The following is a 25,860-nucleotide window of genomic DNA, read 5'->3' as shown; positions in this document are numbered from 1 at the left end:
ATAAAATCGAAAGTACTATAAAAGGGTGGGATTTCATGGTAATCTTTCTAATCGCGATCGTAGTCGTCGCAGTGGTAGGCTATCTCGCTGTGTTGTATTTTCAACGAAGCTACAGCGAAAGACTTGGACAGGAAAAAACTAATGTTGAAAAAATAGCCAAGCATTCCTTGGACAGCAAGTTGGCTGAAATCAGTCAGCTTAACCTTTCAGGTGAAAGCTTGAGTGAATTCGAGACCTTGGATAAGGGTTACCATTACTTAAAAAACCGGGAACTGCCTGAATTGTCGGAACGGATCACTGATTTGGAAGATGCTTTAGGGCATTACCAATTTTTTCGCCTGTCGCGTGAATTAAAAATCTTGCAAAATAAGACGGCTGGGGCGCAGCAGCACTACAATGAATTGCAATCCAAGTTATCTGGGATCGAGGAAAGCACTAGACAGCATGAAGGCGAATTGAAGCGCCTGCAGTATAAGTATCAGGGACTGCGCTCTACTTTACTGTCCAAAAATTTCTCTTTTGGCCCAAGCATTGATCAATTAGAAGAAAAATCTGCTGACATTGAGGCTGATTTCGCGAATTACACTAAACTTTCAGAAAGCGGCGACTATGTTAGTTCGGAAGAACCTTTAAATCAATTAAAAGCTGATATGAATGACTTGGAAGATGCCGTGAGCCAAGTTCCACCATTATTTAAAAATTTAAACAACGTCTTTCCTGAGCAGTTAGCTGAATTGAAAGCTGGTTTGCAGCAGATGAAGGAGTCTAATTGCTTATTTAGTGAAGATCTGGGTGCTAAGGTGGAGCGGCTTAATTCGCAAGTTCAAGAAAATGAGGAGAACTTAAAACGCCTGAAATTAGATGCTGCTCAAGAGCTAGACGCTCAGATCATTCAAGAGATCGATCAGATCTATGCTGCAATCGAGTTAGAGTACACAGCAGCACAGCAGTTGTCACAAAAATTAGCAGTTTTTGGCAAGTTCTTACAGCATGCACAAACACAGCAAAAAGAGCTGGCAATCGAGTTGGACCGTTTAGGGCAAAATTATACATTTAACGAGCAGGAAGAGGAACGTTCAGCTGCTTTGGAACAAACATTAAAGAAGATCCAAGATAATTTTGAACATATCGATCATGCGATCGAACAAAGCACCGGCTTGGTTTACTCAAAAGCGCTTGCTCAAGTTGAACAAGACGAACAAACACTGACTGAGACTGAGGAAGAACAGCAAAAAATCAACCAAAGTATTTCAGGGCTGTGGAAAGAAGAACAAGATGCTTTAACTGCCGTTGAAACATTTGATACTGAGATCCACAGAATGAAACGTGAGCTGGAAAAGTTAAATTTACCAGGTTTACCAGATAACTATTTAGAGTATTTCTTTAAAGTCAGTCAGGAAATTGAGACGCTGGATGCTGATTTGAATAAGATGAAGATCGATATGGCTGTGATCACTAAAACTTTGATCAACACTCAATCAGACTTAGATGTTTTGGATCATAAAACGACAGAGATAGAAGACAGTTCCAAGCTTGCGGAACGGCTTTTGCAGTATTCAAATCGCTACCGTAACAGATATCCTGAGGTGGAACAAGCTTATCAACAAGCTCTCAGTGAATTTCAGCATGATTACAATTATGTCGCTGCCTTAGATACCATTTCGCAGGCTGTTGATACAGTTGAGCCGGGAGCATTTCAACGGATCTCCGAACAATTTCAGTCCGATAAAGAGTCCATGGCGATTTAAGTTTTTTAAAATGTCGGTTAAAAGAACAAAGCGCACACTAAATTGGCGCTTTGTTTTATTTTGGGCGGAAAGGCTTGTCTTTAAGATGGCGAGTGGTTACAATAAGTAAGAAAAAAGTTAGAAGGATGAAATGATGATATATTTTGATAATAGTGCAACGACAAAAGTTGCACCGCAAGTTTTAAAAACATACCAGACAGTGAGTGAACAGATTTGGGGCAATCCTTCATCTTTGCATGCGCTGGGAGAAACGGCAGATAATTTATTGGAACAGTCACGCCGGCAGATTGCTGGACTGCTAGGCTGTGCCCCCCACGAAATCTTTTTTACAAGTGGAGGAACTGAGGGCGACAACTGGGTGATCAAGGGGACCGCCTTTGCCAAGCGGACTTTTGGCAAACATATAATCACTTCAGCCATCGAACATCCAGCTGTTTTAAATTCAATGAAGCAATTGGAAGAATTGGGTTTTGAAGTCACTTATTTACCGGTTGATGTCCACGGTCAAGTACAACCAGAAGATTTGCGCAAGGCGTTGCGGTCAGACACGATCTTAGTTTCCGTAATGGCCATCAACAATGAAGTTGGTTCAGTGCAGCCCTTAGCCGAAATTGCTGACATTCTGGAAAAACATCCTAGTGTTCATTTTCATGTTGATGCTGTGCAGGGGATCGGTAAGGGCATTGGCGAGCTTTTAAAGTTGGAGCGGATCGATTTCTTAACATTTTCAGGACATAAATTTCATGCACCGCGCGGGATCGGTTTTATTTATAAAAAAGCCGGTCGGATGTTGGCTCCGCTGATGGCTGGCGGCGGCCAGGAAAAAAATCAGCGCAGCGGAACTGAAAATTTGCCGGCTATTGCTGGGATGAGCAAGGCTTTGCGCTTGCTCTTAGAAAATGAAGAACAAAATGTCAGCAAAGAACGAGAAATCAAACGAAGGATCTATGACCATATTGTCCAAGAGGAAAATGTAACAGTCTTCTCAGAGTTGGGTGCAGCTTCTTCGCCGCATATCTTATGTTTTGCGATCGGCGGTGTCCGCGGCGAAACGATCGTCCACGCTTTTGAAGAGAAGGGAATTTATATTTCTACCACCAGTGCTTGTTCCTCTAAAAAAGGGACGGTTTCAGGTACATTAAATGCAATGGGTATCGTTGAAAAAATTGCGACCTCAGCGGTGCGAGTTAGTTTAGATGAAAACAATACGCTAGCAGAAGCTGACAAGTTCAACCAGGCATTTGATCAGATCTACGCACGGTTTGCAAAGGTTTTTGTTAAATAGAAGGGAAAAATGAAATGCAGTATACAGAAATAATGGTTCGCTACGGTGAGTTATCAACGAAGGGTAAAAATCGCCGCAGTTTTATTGATCGCCTGGGCACGAATACTCGGAATGCCCTGGCAGGCTTTTCACAGCTCGAGATCAAGGCTCACCGTGACCGGATGCACATCCAGCTAAACGGGGCTGACTACCAGCAAGTTGCTGAACGGCTAGGTAAAGTTTTTGGGATCCAAAATTTTGCGCCGAGCATTAAAGTGGCACGTGACCTCGAAGAAGTCAAAAAAACGGCTGTAGCAATTTTTCAGGAAATTTATCGCGCTGGGATGACTTTCAAGATCAACACACGCCGCTCAGACCATAATTTTGAATATGATACCAACGAAATAAATGATATGTTGGGAGGAGTGATCCTTGAAAACTTTCCAGAAATCAAGGTTCAAATGAAACAACCGACTGTCACATTAAGAGTCGAGGTCCGTTTGGATGGGATCTTTTTATCTTATGAACAGATCCCTGGTGCTGGCGGCTTGCCAGTGGGAACTGCCGGCAAAGGATTATTAATGCTTTCAGGCGGGATCGACTCCCCCGTGGCAGGGTATCTTGCTTTAAAACGCGGGGTCGATCTGGAAATGGTGCACTTTTTCAGTCCGCCATATACTAGTGAACAAGCCTTGAACAAAGCCAAGGACCTGACAGCTAAACTCGCTCCGTACGTTGGTAAGATCAAGTTTATTCAAGTTCCATTTACGGAGATCCAGGAAACTGTTAAACGTGATGTGCCGGCTAGTTATCTGATGACGATCCAGCGCCGCTTTATGCTGCGTTTATGTGAACAGATCGCCAGCAAACGTAAGGCTTTGGCAGTTTTTAACGGTGAGTCTCTTGGCCAGGTTGCTTCTCAGACGATGGAGAGCATGGCAGCCATCAATGATGTGACTTCGATGCCGGTTTTACGGCCAGTAGTTTCAATGGATAAAAATGATATCATTAAGATCGCTGAAGAAATCGATACTTTTGAGCTTTCGATCAAACCATACGAAGATTGCTGTACCGTTTTTGCGCCAACTGCCCCTAAGACTAAACCAAGAATTGATCGTGCGCGTGATTACGAAAGCAAACTCGATGTTGATGGTTTGATCAGTCGTGCTTTGGAGGGGATCAAAATCACTGAGATCAGCAGTGATGATCATTTCTTGAATTCACAAGAAGAGTCATTTGCGGAACTCCTCTAAACCTGCCTGATTTTAGAACGGGTGGAAATTAACCGAATGGTGCTTGACGAATGCTTGACACAAGGTTAAAATTATCTCCATAAAGCTTTGACCAAGAGGTTTAACCGGTTGCCGCTTCACAGAGAGAAATGGGTGGTGCAACATTTCAGCGGTCGGTTGATAGTAGCTTGTTAGCTGTTGCCTTGAAAAAAAGTAGGGGCAGCCGGTTTTTTTAACCGTTAACTAAGAATTAAGCGGGGGTAAAAGTCCCAATTTAGGTGGTACCACGGCACTGTCGTCCTATTGTTTTAGGATGATGGTGTTTTTTTTTATCCACTATGCAGCTGTCTAATTTGCAGGTTTATGCTCTTGGTAATCAGAAAATTTAGGAAGGGTGATTTTTATGAGTAAAGATATTGAAATGTCTACTAAATATGATCCAACTGCTGTTGAACATGGCCGTTACAATGAATGGCTGGAAAAAGATCTTTTTAAACCAAGCGGTGATCATAATGCTAAACCGTATTCAGTTGTGATCCCACCTCCAAATGTGACGGGTAAACTGCATTTGGGTCATGCTTGGGATACTACTTTACAAGATATGATCGTGCGCCAGAAAAGAATGCAGGGGTATGATACTTTATGGCTGCCTGGCATGGACCATGCCGGAATTGCAACCCAAGCCAAAGTGGAAGCACGTTTGGCAGAACAAGGTGTTTCACGCTATGATCTAGGACGAGAAAAGTTTGTGGATAAGGTCTGGGAATGGAAAGACGAATATGCTTCGATCATTAAACAACAATGGGCAAAGCTTGGCCTTTCTCTTGACTATAGCCGTGAACGGTTTACTTTTGATGAGGGCCTTTCTCAGGCGGTCCGCAAGGTTTTTGTGGCCTTATATGAAAAAGGATTAATTTATCGCGGTGAATACATCATCAACTGGGATCCGAAAGCCCGGACAGCTTTATCAGATATTGAAGTGATCCACCAAGATGATAAGGGTGCTTTTTATCATGTCAAGTATCCTTTCGCTGATGGCAGTCAATTTCAGGGCAAAGATTACATTGAAATTGCCACAACGCGTCCAGAAACTATGCTGGGTGATGTTGCCATTGCAGTTAACCCTTCTGATGAGCGCTACAAGGAAATTGTGGGCAAACAGGTGATCTTACCGTTGCAGGGACGACACTTGGAGATCATTGCTGATCAGTATGTTGACCCTGAATTCGGGACTGGGATGGTTAAAATCACACCTGCCCATGACCCTAATGACTTTGAAGTTGGCAATCGCCATAACTTAGAACGGATCAACACTATGAATGATGATGCTACGATGAACGAGAAAGCCGGCAAATATGCTGGGATGGATCGTTTCGAAGCGCGCGAAGCAATTGTGGCAGATTTGGAAGAACAGGGCTACCTCCTGTCTAAAGAGCCGATCGTCCACAGTGTTGGTCACTCAGAACGGACCGGGGTTCAAGTCGAAGCACGTCTTTCGACCCAGTGGTTCGTCAAGATGAAACCATTAGCAGAAGCTGCCTTGAAGAATCAGGAAACTGAAGATCGGGTCAACTTTGTGCCTGGCCGCTTTGAGAACACCTTTACTCAATGGATGGAGAATGTTCATGATTGGGTGATCTCCCGTCAGCTGTGGTGGGGCCATCAGATCCCGGCCTGGTACCATAAAGAAACAGGCGAGATCTATGTTGGCGAAGAAGCACCGTCAGATATTGAGAACTGGGAACAAGATCCTGATGTCTTGGATACATGGTTTTCAAGTGCTCTTTGGCCATTTTCAACGATGGGCTGGCCAAATGAAGAAGCACCTGATTTTAAACGTTATTTCCCAACAAATACCTTAGTGACCGGCTATGATATCATCTTCTTCTGGGTTTCAAGGATGATTTTCCAGAGTAAGGAATTTACTGGCAGAAGGCCATTCCAGAATGTTTTGATCCATGGCTTGATCAGAGATGAATCTGGCAGAAAGATGAGCAAATCTTTAGGCAATGGGATCGATCCAATGGACGTCATTGAAAAATATGGCGCTGATGCACTGCGCTGGTTCTTAGCTACAGGCTCGACACCAGGGCAAGACGTTCGTTTCTCATATAAAAAGATGGATTCTGCTTGGAATTTCATCAATAAGATCTGGAATGCCAGTCGTTTTGCCATTATGAACTTTGATGAGGGCATCAAACCCGAACTGCCTGAGAAAAAAGAGTGGCAGTTAGCCGACAAATGGATCTTAAGCCGGTTGAACAGCACTATTGGTGAAGTGACTCGGCTCTTTGATTCCTTCGAATTCGGTGAAGCTGGCCGTGCCTTGTATAACTTTATTTGGAATGATTTATGCGATTGGTATATTGAAATGGCCAAGGAAGATTTCTATGGTAAAGATCAGTCTCGCAAGCAAAACACGCAAAATATCCTTTGCTATGTCTTAGATCAGACCTTGCGTTTACTGCACCCGATCATGCCTTTTGTTACAGAAGAAATCTGGTTAGCTATGCCGCATGACGGCCAGTCATTGGTCACAGCTGCTTACCCAACTGAGCAAGATGCATTCAATGATCAGGCTGCAGAAAAAGGAATGGAGAATTTGATCGAATTGATCAAAGCTGTCCGCAACATTCGTGCGGATGCCAATGCTCCTCTTTCTTCTCCGATCGATATTTCAATCAAAACAACGATCCCAGAAACCAAGCAGATCTTTCAAGCTAATCAGGATTACATCGAACGGTTCTGCCACCCGGAAAAACTGGAGATCGCGCCTGACCTTGATGCGCCGACATTAGCTATGACAGCTGTGATAACTGGTGCAGAAGTTTATATTCCATTAGCTGGGTTGGTTGATTTAAACCAAGAAGTACAAAGATTAACCAAGGAAGAAGAAAAATTGACCGCCGAAGTAGCGCGGGGTGAGAAGAAGCTCAGCAATCAGGGGTTTGTGGCTCATGCGCCCGAAGCCGTGATCGCAAAGGAAAATGAAAAATTGGCTGCCTACCGGGAAAAACTAACTGCTACTCAGACACGAATTGCAGAAGTCAAAAAAGAACTGTAAGTTCAAAAACAAGAAAAGCAGTCGTGCTTTTCTTGTTTTTTAAATTCATGCAACAAGCAAAAATATGAGGTTTTGTGAATAGATGCAAGAAAAAATAAGAAATTACTCAGAAGCATTAGCTTTTGTTCATGGCCGGCGTAAGTTTGCCAAAGCTCCGACCTTGAAACGGATGCGCCGCTTAGCTGAATTACTTGGTGAACCTGAAAAAAAGCTGTCTTTTGTTCACATTACCGGAACAAATGGGAAAGGTTCAGTCACGGCTTTTTTGCGCGACTTGTTGATGGCGGAGGGTTATCAGGTTGGAACTTTTACTTCGCCTTTTATCGTTAAGTTTAACGAGCGGATCTCAGTCAATGGTCAGATGATCAGTGACGATGAGATCACGGAGCTGGTGGTTGAACTGGTTCCGCTAATTGCCCAAGTAGACCGTGAGTTTGCTGATTTTGGAGGCGGGCCAACGGAATTTGAAGTTGTGACTGCGATGATGCTGCTTTATTTTAGCCGGCATACTCCAGATTTTGTACTCGTCGAAGTCGGGATCGGCGGTTTAAACGATTCGACCAATATTATTACTCCGCTCCTGTCAGTTATTACTAGTGTTGGCTTAGACCACATGCAGCTCTTGGGAAACACAATAGAAGAGATCGCTGCTCATAAAGCTGGAATTATTAAGGACAAGATCCCAGTGGTTTGCGGTCATTTGCCAGACGGCGCTTTAAATGTCATTCGGCAAAAAAGTCAAGAAAACGGCGCTGACTTGTATTTGCTTGGACAAGAATTTTTTACCAAACCTAAATTAAGCAGAAACTTCTGGGGTGAAGTGTTTGACTACCGCTTTAAAACTAAGACGATCAAAGATGTTAAGGTCAGCTTGGTTGGGGCATACCAAAGGGACAATGCTGCCGTGGCTTTGACCAGTTTTGCTGTTTTGATGCAAAAAATTAAGCGGACGGTTAACTTGGGGCAAACTGCCAAAGTATTGGAGAAAACTGTCTGGCCAGCGAGATTTGAGAAAATCAACTCAGAACCTTTGATCGTCATTGATGGTGCCCATAATCCGGCGGCGATCCAACAGTTAGCGCAAACACTAAGGGAAAAATTTTCCCAGGCGCATGTTTATTTGATACTTGCGATCTTACAGGATAAGCAATACGAGCAGATGATTCAAATCATGCAAAAGCTGCCTAATGTGACGTTGATTTTAACGTCATTTAATGCTCCAAGAGACAGTTTTCCTTTGGATGAACTTTCTGCCAAGTATCCTGAATTACAGGTGATCGACAAATGGAATGAAGCTTTGGGTGCAGCTTTGTCGGAGATGTCTGCCGAAGATCTGCTTTTGATCTCTGGCTCATTGTATTTTGCGGCAGAGGTTCGCCAGTATTTTCAATAAACCCAAGCTAGGATCTAGATGAGATAAGGAGAATTGATGTGGAACCTAAATTAGTGATCTTTGATATGGATGGAGTTGTTTTTGACTCCGAAAAACTGTATTTTACAGCTAATAAAATGGCGGCCGATGAATTAAAAATGAGCTATTCATTAGACTACTACCGCAGATTCATCGGTGCCGGTAATGAGTATATGATGCAGGCGATGACCGCAGATTTTGGCGATGCTGGACTGATCTCTGCCTTTATGGAACGCAGCTTCGGTTTGATCGATACTTTGGTAGCGCAGGGAAAGATGGAGCTCAAACCAGGTTTTCTTGCTTTGTCCGCGTATCTACAGGAGCATCAGGTCCCATATGTTTTGGCTTCTAGTAATGACCGTCAGCAAATAGATCACTATTTGCAAAATGCACACCAAGAACTCGGCTTTGCTCGAATAATTTCCGCCGATGATGTGAGCCAGGCCAAGCCTTCGCCGGAAATTTTCTTGCAGGCATGGGAAAAGAGCGGTCAGCCCGTTAAAGAACAAACTTTGGTGATCGAGGATTCTCATAATGGGATCGTCGCCGCTAACCGGGCTGTTTTGCCGGTCGCCATGGTTCCTGATCTGATCGGGCCAACTGATTATGACCAAGCTAATTGCGTGGGGATCTTTCAAGATTTAAATGAAATAAAAAATATTTTTTATTAAAAAGAATTGCTTCTCTTTTGCGTATATATAAAAGAGGAGTGATAAAAATGACATTGATCAATGCCCTAGATTTAGATTATTTAACGGAACAGATCAAAGAATATGGACCGCAAGATTTGACCGACAGGGAATTATTGTATTGTGTTTGCTGCAGTGCTTTTTCAAAAAGGGACGCTGCTAAGATCACTGGGAATTTTTTTAGTGAATATGAAGATCTCAAACAAATGCAGTATCTCACTGAAGCTGAGTTTCGTCAGCTGCTGCCGGGAGAAAACAAGCAATGGTTTTTTGAAGTCTTAAGTGAATTTTCACAGCGTTTTGAACGGCGTCCTTGTTTGCCTTTAGGAACGGTCTATTCTAGCAAAAAAATTGGCGAATATATGTCTAAGATGTACGGTTCTGCCAAACAAGAACTTTTAGTGGGAATCTATTTAGACACTAAGAACCAAGTGATGCTGCAAAAAAATATTTTTAAAGGAACACTTAATTCTGCCACGGTCCATCCACGAGAGATTTTTAAGGAAGCAGTCAAATGCAGCGCAGCTCGTTTTATGGTCGTGCATAATCATCCAAGCGGTAATGTGACCCCCTCGCAAAATGATATTGCTTTAACCAAGCGGCTGGTTTCTTGCGGCGAAATGATCGGGATCACGTTATTGGACCATATCATCGTGGGGGATACTGCTTACTTAAGCATGCGTGAAGAGGAGATCATCGCTTAAACGGGCATTAACACTCGTAAAACTTAAAAGATTGATCAAAAGCTCCGATTGTTCGACCAACAACCGGGGCTTTTGTCTGCTTAAATCTTGGTAAAGCAAAACTAATGACTTTAGTTCTAACTCACCAAATGTTGTGGAAGGTTATAAAATGTGGTAAACTTGCAAAAGTACAAGTATTGAAAGGAATACAAAATGTTAACGGGAAAAGTTCGTTCATTTAATAAAGATAAAGGCTACGGTTTTATTATCCCCGACGATGGCGGAGAAGATTTCTTTGTTCATTTTTCTGCGATCCTGACTCCAGGATATAAAGTGTTAGAAGCTGGACAAGAGGTAAGTTTTGTTTCTGTCGAAGGGATCAGAGGGCCGCAAGCGTGTGACGTACGGATTTTATCCGACCGCTGAGCTGATTTGATTTTTTCTTAAGAAAGTCTTACTAAGTTTATTCAGCGCCTGTGTTATAATTTTAGTATTATCCGAAAAAAATTAACTATAAATTGAATTGTGAAGGGATGGAAGACAGTGTTCGGAATGGGAACAAAAAATATCGGGATCGACCTCGGAACTGCTAATACGATCGTTTATGCTGAAGGCAAAGGGATCGTATTGCGTGAACCGTCAGTTGTAGCGAAGAACACAAAATCCGGCGAAATTGTTTCAGTTGGTTCGGAAGCACGTGACATGATTGGGCGGACGCCTGCTAGTATAGTTGCGATTCGTCCAATGAAAGACGGTGTGATCGCTGATTACGATACAACTGCAGCGATGATGAAATATTACATTGAAAAAGCCCTGGGTAAACGCGGCGGCCGTCCTTACGTGATGGTTTGTGTCCCAAGCGGTGTTACAGAAGTTGAAAAGCGTGCAGTGATCGATGCAACACGTGTCGCTGGCGCAAAGGATGCCTACGTGATCGAAGAGCCATTCGCTGCTGCGATCGGTGCAGGGCTGCCTGTGATGGATCCAACAGGAAGCATGGTCGTTGATATCGGTGGCGGTACTACTGATGTTGCGACAATTTCACTGGGCGGGATCGTTTCTAGCCGTTCGATCCGCATGGCTGGTGATCGGCTTGATGAAGCAATCGTCTACTTTGTCCGGAAAAACTACAATCTCTTGATTGGTGAACGTACGGCTGAACAGCTTAAGATCGATGTTGCATCTGCATCAGTTGAAGCAGCTAAAGATCTGGATTCGCAGACAATTCGCGGCCGTGACTTAGTTACCGGCTTGCCTAAAACAATTGAGATTGAAGCTAAAGCTGTGGCTGAGGCAATTCAGGAAGTCATCCAAGAAATTATCACAGCGATCAAAGAAACATTGGAAGAAACTTCACCTGAAATTGCTGCTGATGTGATCGATCATGGGATCGTTTTGACGGGCGGCGGAGCTTTATTGCGCCACTTGCCAGAAGTGATTTCTGATGCAACCAAGGTGCCGGTTTTTGTGGCTTCCGAGCCGTTAGACTGTGTTGCCATTGGTACCGGTGAATCTTTGAAGAGCATCGATGTTATGAAAAAAAACTAAATTAGCGTAAAACGTTGTTTGGAGGTTGGAGCAGTTTTCTCCAGCCTCTTAATTTTTATGCAATCGATCATGTGCAAGAGAGTTTAATTTAACAACGCGTGTTTTGCTAGTTCATGAAGTGATTATGAGGAGGCCGAAGTGTGCAAAAATTCTCATTTAATAAAAGATTAGTGATCACCATGATCGTCTTGATCGTCGGTTTTTTGTTGATCGCACTTTCGATCAGTGTACGTAACAATCGCAATGCACCTTTATTTTTGCAAAAAATTGGCAATGAAGCAGGAGGGATCGTTGATCGAATCGTTGGCGGCCCCGTAAAAGGTGTGGGCAATGCTGCTGCATCGATTGAGGACTTGTACAATACTTATACTGAAAATAGCAAGTTGAAAAAAGAAGTTGATACCATTGCTTCGCAAAAGGTAGAAAATCAGACATTGAAGCAGGAAAATAAGCATCTTAAGCAGCAGATGAAGCTGAATCAGACGCTGACTGCATATAACAAGATCAATGCTTCAGTTTTGACCCGGACTCCGTCTTCTTGGCAAAATCAAATCGTAATCAATAAAGGAGCTGCGGCTGGGGTCAAGAAAAACGACTCGGTTCTTTCCCGACGCGGGTTAGCAGGTCGAGTGACCGAGGTCAATCAAACAAATAGTAAAGTAGAATTGCTTTCGACAACTAATGATTCTGCTAATAGGTTTGCCGTGCGCTTGACGACCTCTGATGGGACGGTTGTCAATGGTTTGATCACAGGCTATAGTGCTGAAAAAAACCAATTAATTATGGGCCAGACTACTAGCAAAGTAAAAGTTGCTAAGAAAACAAAGGTCATCACATCTGGAATGGGCGGGATAACTCCGCAAGGACTGCTAGTCGGAAAAGTTGTGCGCGTCGTTGATAACGATGAAGGGATGCCGGCGAGAATTTATATTAAACCGGCTGCTGACTTTAATGATTTAGATGTTGTGACTGTGGCTCGCAGAGTGGAATAGGAGTTTTGCGAAATGAGAATTTCAAAAATGAGATACTTTTTTCCGATTGGGACCTTTTTATTTTTATTTTTGGACGGGTCTGTCAGTCAAATTTTCGCGTCCTCCTTTTTTTCTCCAACCAGAGCGGTTGAAAGCCGCTTGATCCTGTTATGGTTAGTGCTTGCGATCTGCTATGGTGAAGTGGAACATTTATTACTCTGGGCTGCTTTAGCTGGATTGATGTTCGATCTCTATTTTACCGGGGTGTTAGGTATCTTTACCTTGCTCTTACCATTTATGGTTTACCTGACTCGAAATATTTTAACGTTTTTTAAACCTTCGTTTATTGTGGTATTATTAATATATTTAATAGATGTAACGGTTTTAACGGCTTTATTTTATTGGGTCAATGTGCTGATCGGTTTTACTTCGGTTTCTATCGTGACCTTTATCGGTCGGACTCTGGGACCAACTTTGGCCTTTAATCTTGCCAGTTATGTACTTTTGTACTGGCCTTTGAAACGATTTTTTGAAATTTTTAGGTAAGGATGTGTAGGAGGAATGCAGGCAGTTGTTTTAAAGGGACATAAAAGCGGTTATGAGCTGATTTTAAATCCAGGTGCAAGTTTTGCAGATATTAAAGCAGAACTGTCTGAACTCATGAAGAGACTGCACAATGATGAAAGTTCAGATCGGACCCAAAAATATTCTTTTGACATCAATACAGAGTCAGTTCTGTATACAGCTGAACAAAAGCAAGAATTAGAGAATATTTTTGCTGATTATCCCCGTTTCAATATTCATAAAATTCAAAGTTCTGTCATCGATCGGCAAGAAGCACAAGAGATCGTTGATAGTACTACACTGCATGTCAACGGGGATATTATTCGCAACGGGCAGGATAAGTTGTTCCATGGAGATCTGCTCTTTCTAGGCAATTTGCATCAAGGCGGAATTTTACGGGCGACTGGAAGTATTTTTGTGATGGGCACGGTGCATGGTACGCTATGTGCTGGGTATGAAAATAATACCCGCGCAGTACTCGCTGGTAACATTAAGAAAGCCCAGCAGCTTAGGATCGCTGACTTGGTTGCAATTGTAAATGAAGACCAGAAGATCCAGCAAATGGACCAGACAGGTGCTTTATTTGTTAATGATTTGCATGCTTTGGCGTTAACAAAAATCGAAGAACTAAAAACAATTCGGCCAAAGCTATTTGTAAAGGCGGGAGGATTTTAGAATGGGCAAAGCAATTGTAGTGACGTCGGGCAAGGGCGGCGTAGGCAAAACAACAACAACCGCTAACTTGGGTACGGCGTTAGCATTGATGGATAAAAAAGTATGTTTAGTTGATTTAGATATCGGTTTGCGCAATTTAGACGTTGTGCTGGGACTAGATAATCGCATCATTTATGATATTGTGGATGTAGCAGAAGGACGCGCTAAACTTCCGCAAGCTTTGATCAAAGACAAGCGGTTTAATGATCAGCTATACTTACTTCCAGCAGCACAAAATGCGGATAAAACATCTTTAACTCCGGAACAAGCTGTTGTGATCGTAAATGAACTCAAAAACGATTTTGATTATGTCTTTTTAGACTGTCCAGCCGGTATCGAACAGGGCTTTATGAATGCTGTAGCAGGTGCTGACGAAGCAATTGTCGTCTCGACCCCTGAAATTTCAGCAGTTCGTGATGCAGACCGAGTTGTTGGTTTGCTGGAACAAGAAAATTTAGATAAACCGCCAATGTTAGTGATCAATCGGATCAGACGTCATATGATCAATGACGGTGAAATGATGGACGTTGATGAGATCACGCGCCATTTGGCACTGGAATTGTTAGGGATCGTCTTTGATGAAGATCAAGTTATCGCTACTTCTAACCGCGGTGAGCCAATTGTCCTGTACGAGAAAAATCCGGCTGCACAAGGCTATCGCGATATTGCTAGGAGGCTTGAAGGTCAAACAGTACCGCTAATGTCTTTGCAAGAACCTAAAAAAGCTGGGTTTTTCCATAAAATTGGTGCATGGTTTAAAAAAGATAAGTAACACGTGCATTCATTAGGTTATTTAAGGTCAGTAATGGCCTTTTTATTTTGATTCAGCTTTTGAAAAGAGAATGGTCTAACCAATCAAGCGAACGGACCATTTTCAATAATGGCTGTGTTTATTATACTTTAATGCAGGTTTTTGCTATAATTTCTCTATATTTGAATCAAAAGTGGATGGTGAATAAGTGTGAGCTGGGTTTATAACATACTCTGGTTAGTGATTTTCGCAAATACGGTTTTGGCGGTCGTAACAGTTTTCAAGGAAAAAAGAGATATCGCTGCGACTTGGGCTTGGCTTTTGGTGCTTAACTTGTTGCCGGTCATCGGTTTTGTGATTTATTTGGTCGTCGGCAAAAAGATTTCCAAAGAACGGATCTTTGACATTAAACTGCAAGAAAAACTGGGGATCAACCAGTTGGTAGAACTACAAAAAGAGCAGTGGAATGAAAAAGAATTACTCCCATATGATCTGTTGACTCGAGAGTCACAGCAGACTTCCCGTTTATTCTTAGAAGCCGACCAAGCAATATTTACTGATAACAATCAAGTTACTTTTTATACTGATGGTCAAACTAAGTTCACTCAGCTGCTGACTGATATTGCAAATGCCAAGGATGACATACATATTGAGTACTATACTTTTTACAGTGACGAGATCGGTACGCAGATACTAGGCGCGTTAGAAGCTGCCCAAAAAAGAGGAGTGAACGTTCGTGTGATTTATGACAGCATGGGTTCACGCGGGCAAGCACATCACTTTTTTAAGCACTTAGAAGAATTAGGCGGTCAGGCAGAACCGTTCTTTGGGTCTAAGAAATCGTATTTTCACAGCCCCCGTTTAAACTACCGCGACCATAGAAAAATTGTGGTGATCGATGGAACAATCGGCTATATTGGCGGTTTCAACATTGGAGACCAGTACTTGGGCCGTTTGAAAAAATTTGGGAATTGGCGTGACACGCATTTACGAATTATTGGAAACGCAGCAGTTGCCTTACAATCACAGTTTTTTCAGGATTGGAATGCGACAGTTAAAAATTCTCCCGAAGCTTCGCCAATCGAATATGCTGACCGTTATTTTCCTTTGCAGCGGGCGCAGGGCTCGACTGGGATCCAAATCGTATCTTCCGGGCCAGATAATGAAACAGAAGCAATCAAATTGGGATATTTAAAAATGATCAGTAATGCTCATGATTACATTTTCATTCAGACACCATACTTGATCCCCGATGATTCTGTTTTGGAGGCGCTGAATGTTGCTGCCTTTTCGGGCGTTAAAGTTAAGATCATGATCCCTTCCATGCCTGACCATGCCTTCGTTTACCGGGCGACACAATACTACGCCAAAGAGCTTTTAAGTAAAGGTGTTGAGATTTATCAGTATGAGGATGGATTTATGCATGCAAAAACGATGGTCATCGATGGGCAGATGGCTTCCGTTGGTTCAGCTAATTTAGATTTTCGCAGTTTTAAATTAAACTTTGAAGTTAATGCATTTTGTTATGATCGCAAATTGGCGGTTCAATTGACGGAAGTATTTGAAAACGATGAAAAGAAGAGTACTAAGCTGACACCTGAATTTTTTGAGCAGCAATCACGGTGGCTGAAATTTAAACAGTACTTTTCGCGGTTGCTTTCACCAATACTTTAGGCAAAGTATCTACCAAGTTAGAAAGAGAGATCTTTGCTTTTGGTGCTGCATTTTTAATTTTGAGATGAATGGAATTATACGATGACAAAAAAGAAAAAAATATTTTTAGGCTTTACTGGTTTACTGATCGTTGTTATTCTTGGAGTATTAGGATATGGTGCAAATTATTTAGTTTCATATGCCTTCGATAATCCGACGCGGACCCAAAATGAACTTGCGGAAAAAGGACAAAGCGGGCAGGATCAGAAATGGCTTTTAGAGCAAAAAGAGACTTCCCGCTGGCAGATCAAGGCCGTCGATACCGAGCAAAAACTCGCTGCCTTCTACTATCCAGCACAAAAGGCGACGAAAAAGACGATCGTTGTTGCCCACGGATATCAAGGCAGCCATTTTACGATGGCAGGCTATATCAGAATGTTTCATAATTTAGGGTATAATGTGCTGGCGCCAGATGATCGCGGCAGTGGAGTTAGTTCGGGACGGTATGTTACCTTTGGTTATCCTGACAGCCGAGATTATGTGCGCTGGGTCAACCGAGTGATCGCTAAAAACGGCCAGTCTTCCCAGATCGGGCTGTTCGGTGTCAGCATGGGCGGTGCAACAGTCATGATGATGAGTGGTTTAAAGTTGCCCAAACAAGTTAAGGCAATTGTTGAAGATTGCGGCTATGACACGGTTGAAAATGAACTGGCTTTCCAATTAAAGCAGCAATTTAATTTTCCCCGGTATCCTTTGATCCCTTTGAGCTTGCTGGTTGCACGTTATCGGGTCGGCTATAATTTTTATCACGGTAATTCAGTTGCTGCTTTACGTAAAAATAAATTGCCGATTTTCTTTATTCATGGTCAAAACGATACTTTTGTACCAACGAAGATGGTTTACCAAAATTATCATGCAACCCAGGGCCCAAAAAAAATATGGATAACCCCCAAGACTAAGCACGCTGCATCCTTTAAAAATTATCCGGATGCCTATCGGCAAAAGGTCAGTCGTTTTTTTGCTAATTATTGGCATTAAAAAAGCAAGGTGAATTTTTCACCTTGCAGAAGATCTAAAATTAGTTGCCTAGGAATGGGCCGACGGAACCGAGGATCACAGCACCAACGGTGAATATCAGCATCAGCCAGACAATAACTAAAGTTATTTTTTGAAAAGTAGTTCGCTTTTTCTTTTTATGCAATCTTAAATCACCCTTATTTTTTTCTAGGTATATCTTACATTTTTCATTGTAAGAATGTCAAACTCGGATGTAGAATTTCCAGTTTGCTGCCGTTTAGGTGACAGCGGGTCTTAGAATTTGTGAATCTAGCTGAGTGATTTCTAGTAAGAAAGTTGTTTAATTGCTGCTGCTAAATTCTGTCCCCAGAAAGAGGAGTATTTCGATGTTTAAAAATTGGATCTTTTGGCTGGTTTTTTTAGTGGGCTGGAATGTTCTGCTATTAGTTACTCAGAAACTAGCGTCAACAAAATGGCCGCGACAATTGAAAATTCTTGATTTAAACTTACCGCTGCTTTTTTGTGCGCTCCATTTCTTATCTAGTGACTTATTGGGCTTATCACTTTTGCCATTCTTGGTTTTTGCTCTGGGATTGTTTGGTATTGCCATGACTCTGACCTACGTTTTTTTTGAAGGCGACATCATATACAGTGCATTTTTCGTGCGCTACTTGCGCGTTGCTGACATGTTAGCACTGGTTGCATATTTGATCTTGCTTGCCCTACAATTCGTCCGAGTGGTTGGCAATCTGATTTAATAAAAATATATCTATAGTTGCAGCAGCTTTCGTCCTGAGACGGAGGCTGTTTTTTTATTTTAAAGAATAAGTTACTAATGTCGAAACCAGAAAAAAATGGCTGCGTTTGGCAGAAGTAACCTTTTTTTACCTGTAAAGTGGAGAAAGTGTCATTTTTGTGCCATTTAGTGGTTAAAAGTGGGGAGATGTGGTAATATTTAAATTAAATAACAGTAAGGGGGGTGCAGCCATTGTTTATGGGAGAATATCGACATTCACTCGACACTAAAGGCCGTCTGATAATTCCAGCCAAGTTTCGGGATGAGTTGGGTCAGAAATGTGTGCTAACTCGCGGATTAGATGGGTGTTTGTTTGGTTATCCCTTAGATGAATGGCAAACCCTGGAAGAAAAACTTAAACAGCTTCCGTTAACCAAAAAAGATGCACGTTCTTTTGTCCGTTTCTTCTATTCGGCGGCGACTGAAAGCGACTTTGATAAACAAGGCCGAATTAATGTCCCCCAATCTTTACTTTCTCATGCGGGAGTGGACAAAAAGTGTGTGATCGTCGGGGTTTCTAACCGTTTTGAAATTTGGTCTGAAGAACGGTGGCAAAGTTTCTCTGACAGTGCTGAAGAAAACTTTGACGAGATTGCTGAAAATATGATCGATTTTGGGCTGTGAGGAAAAGTTGTGTTTGATCAAGAAAGTTAGGGGAAAAGATGGCAGAATTTGAGCATAAAACAGTTCTCTTGAATGAAGCTGTTGAACAACTGCAGATAAAATCTGATGGAACTTACGTCGACTGCACGCTTGGCGGGGGCGGCCATTCAGGTCTGATCTTATCGCAGCTTGGTTTAAGCGGACGGCTTTATTCATTCGATCAGGATGAAACAGCAATCAAATACAACCAACACCAGCTTGAACGTTACATTGCAAATAGCCAGCTGACATTGATCCAAGCTAACTTTCGTGCGCTGAAGGATGCTTTGCAAAAAGAAAAGATCTCTGCAGTCAATGGAATTGTGTATGACTTAGGTGTATCCTCACCGCAATTCGATGTTGCTGATAGAGGGTTTAGCTACCGGCTTGATGCCCCATTGGATATGCGCATGGACCAAAGACAAGCTCTGAGCGCACAGCAAATAGTGAATCAGTGGTCTTATCAAGAGCTGGTGAGGATCTTTACCCGTTATGGGGAAGAAAAGTATGCTAAATCAATTGCGCGGCGAATCGAAACGACACGTGAAAATCTGCCGATCGAAACGACCCAGCAGCTGGTTGAACTGATCAAACAGGGGATCCCAGCTAAAGCCAGACGTCATGGCGGGCATCCAGCTAAAAAGGTTTTTCAGGCATTAAGAATTGCGGTCAATGATGAACTTGGTGCTCTAGAAGATTCGTTAGAACAAGCCTTGGAACTATTAGCCCCTGGCGGCAGGATAGCGGTGATCACGTTCCAGTCTTTAGAAGACCGCTTAGTTAAAAATCTTTTTAAAGAAAAATCAAGCTTGCCTGATGATCTCCCCAGTGGGTTGCCGGTTATCCCGCCTGAACTCCAACCTAAATTTAAATTGATCACTAGAAAGCCGATCGTTCCGTCAGAACAAGAAATCGAACAAAATCATCGTGCTCATTCTGCCAAATTACGTGTTATCGAAAAAATTTCTGAATAAAATTTACTTTAATTAAGGATGTGATTACATGGCTTCGAATACTGCGAAACAACTTTCTGCACAACCACTGCAAAGGCCGATACATAACCCTGAAAGGCAACCAAAAAAACAGTCGCAAAAGCGAACGTATTTAAAAATTGAGAAAACTATGGTAGTATTAATTTCTGCTTGGGTCAGCATTCTAGCATGTTTGGTGATTGCATCTGCGATTAATTTGAACTCATCGCAGGTTCATCTGCAAAAAATTAATGGGCAAATCACTAACATGCAGGCTAAAAATTCAAATACCAAGCAAGAAGTCGGGGAATTGACAAGTCGTTCACGCCTTGATGCTGTTGCTAAAAAGGCTGGCTTATCAATGAACGAGCAAAATACAAGGAATGTTTCAAAATGAATAATAAACAAAAGCGATCTGTGAACAATAAGAAGATAGAGTATAATCGCAAGCACTTTGGCAGGGTCATTTTCTTTGTGATTATCTTAATTTTCGGCTTGTTCGCGGGGCGTTTTTTTTATATCACAGTTTTTCACCGGGCTGGAGGCGAAGATATTCGGCAGAAGGTCACCCGTCTTTATGATGCAAAAACCCGGCTGAATGCCAAGCGTGGGACGATTTATGATGCTAACCTGCAGCCTATTGCTGAGGATACCACTACATATTCTATCTATATTGTTTTGTCTAAAAAGGCAACTTATAACGGTAAGATCGACTACCTGCCTGATTCAAAAAAACATCAGGCGGCTTCTTTGTTGAGTAAAAATTTAAATATGAGTTATCAAAAAGTCTGGCAGGCCTTGCACCCGCAAAACAAGGATCTTTACCAGGTTGAACTGGGAAATGCCGGTAAAAACATCTCCTTGGAAACTAAAAAGACGATCGCTGCTTCTAAATTACCGGGAATTAAATTTATCCCAGCACAGTCGCGCCTCTATCCTAATGGTAAATTTGCTTCTCATCTGATAGGGCTGGCAGAAAATACTGACGGGCGCTTGATGGGTGTAATGGGATTAGAAAAACACTTTGAGAAATGGCTGAGAGGTACTGACGGGGTCAAAAGATCATCTTTTGACAGTATGGGAACGACCTTAACCAACCGGAAGGCTAAAACGCGCAAAGTCAAGAATGGTGATAATATTTATACGACTCTTGATCAGCGGCTGCAGACTTATTTAGAAACCTTGACTGATAATGCGCAAAATAAATATCATCCGCAAGGGATCCGTGCGATCTTAATGAATTCAAAAAACGGTGAGATCGTTGCCGCAACGCAAAGACCGACTTTTAATCCTCAGAATCGGGAGGGCTTGTCTGATATCTGGCGTAATACTTTGTTAGAGGATACTTATGAGCCGGGTTCAACGATGAAGATCTTTACCACTGCTGCAGCGATCAACAGCGGGAATTTTAACCCGAATGCGACATACCATTCCGGAACGACTGAAATCAATCACCAGACGATTTATGATTGGAATCGTGCCGGGTGGGGGACGATCAACTATCAACAGGCGTTTATCCGTTCTTCTAACGTGGGGATGGCTCACTTAGAGCAGCAAATGGGTGCTAAACGCTGGGGAAGTTACATTAAAAAATTTGGTTTCTTAAAGAGTACAGATTCAGGTTTAGGTGATGAATCCAATGGGTCGATCAGTTTCAAATATCCAATTGATCAAGCCAATACTTCATACGGTCAGGGAATTGATGTCACTGCTTTTCAGATGATGCAAGGCTTTTCTGCGATCGCTAACGGCGGGAAGATGGTTAAACCGCGTTTGATCAATAAAATCAAGGATCCTAACACCGGCAAAATCGTTTATCGAACGAAACCAACGGTCGTGGGTCATCCAATCAGCAAGTCTACTAGCTCGCAGGTCTTAAATTTAATGGAAAAAGTTGTTACTGATGAAAATGGGACGGGGCAGGACTACAAGCTTAGTGACTATCCCGTTGCAGTCAAGACAGGGACTGCCCAGATCGCCAACCCGCAAGGTAACGGCTATATGAGCGGTGAGATGAATTATACTTTTTCCGTGGCAGGAATTGCCCCGGCCAATGATCCTAAGTATATTTTGTATGTCACGATCGAACGGCCACGCAGTTTTTCGTCTGAAGGGACGGCAACTAAGATGCTTGCCACGATTTTTAACCCATTAATGCAAAGAGCTCTAGATGAGGACAGCACTGACTTTAAGGCTTCTTCCTATAAAATCAGTGATTTCACTAAGCAAGATCCTGAGACGGTTGCCGAAAAATTAAAGAAACGCGGTTTGAAAGTCAACGTGGTCGGAAACGGCAGCAAGATCACGAAGCAGTCACAAGTTGCCGGGTCGCAAGTCATCAAGGGCGAAAGAGTGATCTTACTGACCAATGGTGAGCAGACTATGCCTGATCTATCGGGCTGGTCAAGAGCTGATATTGCTAAATTTGGTCAAATGGTTGGCCTTAAAATTAACTTTAACGGCTCAGGGTATGGGTCCAAGCAAAGCGTTGCTGCAGGGACAGCCCTAAAGAATGTTCCAGAGATGACTGTTGAACTGAAAGACCAGTAAATTAGATAATTAAAGGAGTTGCTCACAGTGAATTTAATAAGTATATTAGGCACGATTATTTTCAGTTTTGTTTTGACGATCGTTTTTACACCGTTATTTATTAACTATGCCCATAAGAAAAAGGCTGGACAAATGATCCGGGAGGAAGGGCCTAAATGGCACGAAAAAAAATCGGGGACTCCCACGATGGGCGGCTTGGTTTTTGATCTCGTGATCGTGGTGATCGCCTTGCTTGGCGGCTTAGTTTTACATGAATTTAACTCAACTCTGCTGATTTTGGCGTTTATCTTAGCGCTGTATGGATTCTTAGGCTTTTTTGACGATTCGATCAAGCTTTTGAAAAAGCAAAATGAAGGTTTAAAAGCGTGGCAGAAACTGCTCGGTCAAATTATTGGCGGTGTGATTTTTTTGCTGGTTTTCCACTATGAGGGGTTAGAATTTTCTTTAACAATTTTTGGCTTTGAGATCAATGCAGTTTGGTTTTACAGTTTATTTGTACTCATTTGGCTGATCGGTTTCTCCAATGCTGTCAACTTAACCGATGGGATCGATGGTTTGGTTGCAGGCCAATCAATCATCGCTTTTGGTGCTTACGCCATTGTCGCTTATTTGCAGGCTCAGTACGATGTTTTGCTGTTTTGCTTGGCGGTGATCGGGGCTTTGTGCGGCTTTTTCCTATTTAACAGAAAACCGGCCAAAATATTTATGGGCGATATGGGTTCACTTGCCTTGGGCGGGGCTTTAGCTGCCGTTTCGATCTTATTGAACCACGAATTATCCTTGCTTTTTATTGGTTTGATTTTTGTAGTTGAGACCGCGAGTGTCATCTTGCAGGTCATTTCATTTAAGACTACTGGAAAAAGGATCTTTAAAATGAGCCCATTACATCATCACTTTGAGCTGAGCGGCTGGAGTGAGTGGCGCATTGATTGGACTTTTTGGTTCGTTGGCGTCATTATGGCAGTTGTGACATTATGGTTTATTCTTTAAGAACGTTTAGTACGGTAGATGGAAAGCCGTTGGTGTCTTGCTACTCAACAGTGGACCTGTGTCAGATAAGGGAGTCAGGACAATGAAGAACGTGACAGATTATGCAGGACAAAAGATTTTAGTTTTGGGTTTAGGCAAAAGCGGAGTAAATGCCGCGCGGCTTTTGAACCGGCTGGGTGCAAAGGTTACGATCAACGATCTTAAAAAGCCGGCAGATGAACAACTAGTTGGCGAGTTGAGCAGTTTGGGGATCCAAGTAGTTACAGGCAGTCACCCGCTGGACCTTTTGGAAGGTTGTACGTTGTTGGTCAAAAACCCGGGGATCCCATATTCCAACCCTTTAGTCAAAAGAGCACTTGCTTTAAATTTGGCAGTGATCACAGAACCTGAATTGGCCTATGAAGTCTCGGAGGCACCAATGATCGGGGTAACTGGAACGAATGGGAAAACCACTACCACCACTTTGATTTCTTTGATGTTAAAGGCATTGCCTAAGTTCCAAAAAGTCTACAAAGCAGGAAATATTGGTATTCCAGTTTCTTTAATTGCCCAAAAAGCAAGTAATGATGATGTCATCGTGACAGAATTATCCAGTTTTCAGCTGAATGGGGTCACTCGCCTCCATCCGCATATAGCAGTTTTAACCAACATTTATGAAGCACATACTGATTTCCATGGGACCCATGAAAGATACATTCAGGCAAAAATGAATATTACTAAAAATCAGACTGCAGACGATTATTTTGTTGTAAACTGGGATAATCATGAAGCAAGAAAAGCAAGTGCAAATTCTCAGGCGACGATCGTGCCTTTCTCACCAGCTGATACGATCGAGCAGGGAGCGTATTTGCGTCAGGGAAAACTTTACTTTCAAGGAGAAATGATCATCGCAGCCGACGAGATCAAGATCCCTGGCGAGCATAATGTTGAAAATGCGCTGGCTGCTCTGACGGTGGCTAAATTACTGGGACAAAGCAACGAGCATATCGCTGCAGTCTTACGGACTTTTTCCGGAGTCAAACATCGTACGCAATATCTGACGACCTACAAAGAACGGATCTTTTACAATGATTCCAAAGCCACAAATATTGAAGCAACTGAGAAAGCGCTGGAAGGTTTTACGCAACCGGTTATTTTGTTGGCAGGCGGTTTAGACCGACATCTTTCTTTTGAACCTTTGATCCCGGCGCTTAAAAAACATGTCAAAGCCGTGCTGGTTTTTGGTGAAACAGCTGAACAGTTTGCCCAGACTGCAAAAAAAGCTGGGGTCAAAGAAATTATTCATACAAAAGATGCTGTGACAGCGGTCCCGCTTGCATATGAAAAGAGTGCGCCCGGGGATGTGATCTTGTTATCGCCAGCTTGTGCCAGCTGGGATCAATGGCCGACATTCGAAGTTCGAGGAGATAAGTATATTGAGGCTGTCGCAAAACTAACTAAAGCAACGGAGGAATAATTATTATGCGGTTATTGATATCTGGCGGGGGTACAGGTGGTCATATATACCCAGCCTTGGCATTGATCGAGGCACTGAAGCAAAAAGACCCGACCGCTGAAGTTTTATATGTGGGTACTAAGCGCGGATTAGAAAGCAAGATCGTGCCTGATGCTGGCATTCCTTTTAAAACGGTTGAGATCCAGGGCTTTAAGCGGTCGCTAAGTTTAGAGAATTTTAAAACGATTTATTTATTTTTAAAGAGCGTGCGTGATGCTAAAAAAATCATCAAAGACTTTAAACCGGATGTTGTTGTTGGTACGGGCGGGTATGTCTGTGGTTCAGTTGTTTATGCCGCAGCCAAATCCAAGATACCGACAATGATCCATGAGCAAAATAGTGTTTCAGGTGTCACCAACAAGTTTTTAAGTCATTATGTGGATAAAATCGGGATCTGTTTTCCGGATGTCAAAAAGGATTTTCCGGCAGAAAAGGTCGTTTTTACCGGTAACCCGCGCGCACAGCAGGTTGCTGGGATTCAGGCTGACAACAGCCTTCTCCAGTATGGGCTGAAGCCAACCCTGCCAACTTTGTTAATTTTTGGCGGTTCACGCGGTGCTGAAAAAATCAATCAAACAACGCTGGAAGCTGTGCCGCTATTTAACGACCGTCCTTATCAGGTGCTCTTCGTCACAGGACGAGCACATTATGATAAACTGATCAAACAAGAAAACGCACAAAACCTGCCAGCTAACGTTGTGATCCAGCCGTATATTGCGAACATGCCGCAAATTCTACCAGAGGTTGCGGCGATCGTTGGTCGAGCAGGAGCAACGAGTCTGGCAGAGATCACAGCTTTAGGGATCCCAAGTATCTTGATCCCAAGTCCGTATGTTACTAATGATCATCAGACTAAAAATGCGTTGAGTTTAGTTGATTCCAAAGCGGCAGAGCTGCTTCCTGAAGCCCAACTCACTAGCGACCAGCTTTACCAGCGGGCTGATAAGCTGATGAGTGATCAGCAATATCGCTTGCAAATGGCGGAAAATGCTAAGAAGGCCGGTGTTCCAGATGCGGCCGACCAATTGCTGGCTGTTTTAGAACAAATTTCCAAATAACACTTGGGTTTATTAAAAAAGTGCAGTTTGGAGCAAATCATTCATTGAG

24 protein-coding genes and 1 other annotated feature are annotated in these 25,860 nt (G+C 42.7%); of the genes, 23 read left to right on the top strand and 1 reads right to left on the bottom strand.

Translation table 11 applies throughout. The features are described from left to right. Nucleotides 1-35: 35 nt before the first annotated feature. The 15 genes from LFYK43_RS02115 (at nucleotide 36) to LFYK43_RS02045 (ending at nucleotide 17,330) form a co-directional block, all read left to right on the top strand. On the top strand, nucleotides 36-1,748 hold the full coding sequence (locus LFYK43_RS02115; RefSeq protein ID WP_124974954.1) for a septation ring formation regulator EzrA: 1,713 nt from the start codon (nucleotides 36-38) through the stop codon (nucleotides 1,746-1,748). 133 nt (nucleotides 1,749-1,881) lie between these two features. Continuing rightward, a complete protein-coding gene (locus LFYK43_RS02110) occupies nucleotides 1,882-3,033 on the top strand; it encodes a cysteine desulfurase family protein (protein WP_124975032.1) in 1,152 nt (383 codons plus the stop codon). A gap of 14 nt (nucleotides 3,034-3,047) precedes the next feature. Further along, the gene (gene thiI, locus LFYK43_RS02105) at nucleotides 3,048-4,265 is read left to right on the top strand and encodes a tRNA uracil 4-sulfurtransferase ThiI (RefSeq protein ID WP_124974952.1); all 1,218 of its coding nucleotides are present in this window, start codon (nucleotides 3,048-3,050) and stop codon (nucleotides 4,263-4,265) included. A gap of 78 nt (nucleotides 4,266-4,343) precedes the next feature. Next, nucleotides 4,344-4,550: a binding site (T-box leader), on the top strand. Nucleotides 4,551-4,647: 97 nt separating this feature from the next. Then, nucleotides 4,648-7,308 (top strand): valine--tRNA ligase, encoded by a 2,661-nt coding sequence (locus tag LFYK43_RS02100; RefSeq protein WP_124974950.1) that lies wholly within the window; start codon nucleotides 4,648-4,650, stop codon nucleotides 7,306-7,308. Between the two features lie 82 nt (nucleotides 7,309-7,390). Then, the gene (locus tag LFYK43_RS02095) at nucleotides 7,391-8,701 is read left to right on the top strand and encodes a bifunctional folylpolyglutamate synthase/dihydrofolate synthase (protein WP_124974948.1); all 1,311 of its coding nucleotides are present in this window, start codon (nucleotides 7,391-7,393) and stop codon (nucleotides 8,699-8,701) included. Between the two features lie 38 nt (nucleotides 8,702-8,739). After that, a complete protein-coding gene (locus tag LFYK43_RS02090; protein WP_124974946.1) occupies nucleotides 8,740-9,390 on the top strand; it encodes an HAD family hydrolase in 651 nt (216 codons plus the stop codon). Nucleotides 9,391-9,437: 47 nt separating this feature from the next. Further along, complete coding sequence (gene radC, locus LFYK43_RS02085; protein ID WP_124974944.1) at nucleotides 9,438-10,112, top strand: RadC family protein; 675 nt, start codon at nucleotides 9,438-9,440, stop codon at nucleotides 10,110-10,112. A 192-nt stretch (nucleotides 10,113-10,304) separates the two neighbouring features. Continuing rightward, a complete protein-coding gene (locus tag LFYK43_RS02080; RefSeq protein WP_124974942.1) occupies nucleotides 10,305-10,517 on the top strand; it encodes a cold-shock protein in 213 nt (70 codons plus the stop codon). Between the two features lie 117 nt (nucleotides 10,518-10,634). After that, nucleotides 10,635-11,639 carry a rod shape-determining protein gene (locus tag LFYK43_RS02075; protein ID WP_124974940.1) on the top strand — a complete coding sequence of 335 codons (1,005 nt, stop codon included), beginning with the start codon at nucleotides 10,635-10,637 and terminating at the stop codon, nucleotides 11,637-11,639. 140 nt (nucleotides 11,640-11,779) lie between these two features. Next, complete coding sequence (mreC, locus tag LFYK43_RS02070) at nucleotides 11,780-12,631, top strand: rod shape-determining protein MreC (protein WP_124974938.1); 852 nt, start codon at nucleotides 11,780-11,782, stop codon at nucleotides 12,629-12,631. Between the two features lie 12 nt (nucleotides 12,632-12,643). Next, on the top strand, nucleotides 12,644-13,156 hold the full coding sequence (gene mreD / locus LFYK43_RS02065; RefSeq protein WP_124974936.1) for a rod shape-determining protein MreD: 513 nt from the start codon (nucleotides 12,644-12,646) through the stop codon (nucleotides 13,154-13,156). Nucleotides 13,157-13,171: 15 nt separating this feature from the next. Beyond that, nucleotides 13,172-13,849: a septum site-determining protein MinC gene (locus LFYK43_RS02060; protein WP_124974934.1), complete on the top strand. Its 678-nt coding sequence runs from the start codon at nucleotides 13,172-13,174 to the stop codon at nucleotides 13,847-13,849. A 1-nt stretch (nucleotide 13,850) separates the two neighbouring features. Beyond that, nucleotides 13,851-14,660 (top strand): septum site-determining protein MinD, encoded by an 810-nt coding sequence (minD, locus tag LFYK43_RS02055; RefSeq protein ID WP_124974932.1) that lies wholly within the window; start codon nucleotides 13,851-13,853, stop codon nucleotides 14,658-14,660. A 189-nt stretch (nucleotides 14,661-14,849) separates the two neighbouring features. Then, nucleotides 14,850-16,313, top strand: a complete 1,464-nt coding sequence (cls, locus tag LFYK43_RS02050) for a cardiolipin synthase (protein ID WP_124974930.1) — start codon at nucleotides 14,850-14,852, stop codon at nucleotides 16,311-16,313. An 81-nt stretch (nucleotides 16,314-16,394) separates the two neighbouring features. Further along, on the top strand, nucleotides 16,395-17,330 hold the full coding sequence (locus LFYK43_RS02045; RefSeq protein WP_124974928.1) for an alpha/beta hydrolase: 936 nt from the start codon (nucleotides 16,395-16,397) through the stop codon (nucleotides 17,328-17,330). A gap of 40 nt (nucleotides 17,331-17,370) precedes the next feature. Here LFYK43_RS02045 and LFYK43_RS02040 read toward each other — a convergent pair whose 3' ends face one another. Then, complete coding sequence (locus tag LFYK43_RS02040; protein WP_124974926.1) at nucleotides 17,371-17,493, bottom strand: DUF4044 domain-containing protein; 123 nt, start codon at nucleotides 17,491-17,493, stop codon at nucleotides 17,371-17,373. A gap of 202 nt (nucleotides 17,494-17,695) precedes the next feature. Here LFYK43_RS02040 and LFYK43_RS02035 point away from each other — a divergent pair, with 202 nt between their 5' ends. The 8 genes from LFYK43_RS02035 to murG all read left to right on the top strand — a co-directional run bounded on the left by LFYK43_RS02035 (nucleotide 17,696) and on the right by murG (nucleotide 25,811). Further along, nucleotides 17,696-18,067: a DUF3397 family protein gene (locus LFYK43_RS02035; RefSeq protein ID WP_124974924.1), complete on the top strand. Its 372-nt coding sequence runs from the start codon at nucleotides 17,696-17,698 to the stop codon at nucleotides 18,065-18,067. A 230-nt stretch (nucleotides 18,068-18,297) separates the two neighbouring features. Next, nucleotides 18,298-18,729: a division/cell wall cluster transcriptional repressor MraZ gene (gene mraZ, locus LFYK43_RS02030; protein ID WP_124974922.1), complete on the top strand. Its 432-nt coding sequence runs from the start codon at nucleotides 18,298-18,300 to the stop codon at nucleotides 18,727-18,729. A gap of 38 nt (nucleotides 18,730-18,767) precedes the next feature. After that, on the top strand, nucleotides 18,768-19,721 hold the full coding sequence (rsmH, locus tag LFYK43_RS02025) for a 16S rRNA (cytosine(1402)-N(4))-methyltransferase RsmH (protein WP_124974920.1): 954 nt from the start codon (nucleotides 18,768-18,770) through the stop codon (nucleotides 19,719-19,721). Between the two features lie 28 nt (nucleotides 19,722-19,749). Further along, nucleotides 19,750-20,115, top strand: a complete 366-nt coding sequence (gene ftsL / locus LFYK43_RS02020) for a cell division protein FtsL (protein WP_124974918.1) — start codon at nucleotides 19,750-19,752, stop codon at nucleotides 20,113-20,115. Continuing rightward, nucleotides 20,112-22,268 (top strand): penicillin-binding transpeptidase domain-containing protein, encoded by a 2,157-nt coding sequence (locus LFYK43_RS02015; RefSeq protein WP_124974916.1) that lies wholly within the window; start codon nucleotides 20,112-20,114, stop codon nucleotides 22,266-22,268. Before ftsL ends, LFYK43_RS02015 begins: the two co-directional genes overlap by 4 nt. 27 nt (nucleotides 22,269-22,295) lie before the next feature. Beyond that, entirely contained in the window at nucleotides 22,296-23,258 is a 963-nt protein-coding gene (gene mraY / locus LFYK43_RS02010) for a phospho-N-acetylmuramoyl-pentapeptide-transferase (RefSeq protein WP_124974914.1), read from the top strand. 82 nt (nucleotides 23,259-23,340) lie between these two features. Beyond that, complete coding sequence (gene murD / locus LFYK43_RS02005; RefSeq protein WP_124974912.1) at nucleotides 23,341-24,714, top strand: UDP-N-acetylmuramoyl-L-alanine--D-glutamate ligase; 1,374 nt, start codon at nucleotides 23,341-23,343, stop codon at nucleotides 24,712-24,714. Between the two features lie 5 nt (nucleotides 24,715-24,719). Beyond that, nucleotides 24,720-25,811: an undecaprenyldiphospho-muramoylpentapeptide beta-N-acetylglucosaminyltransferase gene (gene murG, locus LFYK43_RS02000; RefSeq protein ID WP_124974910.1), complete on the top strand. Its 1,092-nt coding sequence runs from the start codon at nucleotides 24,720-24,722 to the stop codon at nucleotides 25,809-25,811. Nucleotides 25,812-25,860 lie beyond the last annotated feature (49 nt).

The sequence above is a fragment of the Ligilactobacillus salitolerans genome (assembly GCF_003864415.1).
GTDB lineage: Bacteria > Bacillota > Bacilli > Lactobacillales > Lactobacillaceae > Ligilactobacillus > Ligilactobacillus salitolerans.
This window is presented reverse-complemented; position numbering and strand designations above follow the sequence as displayed.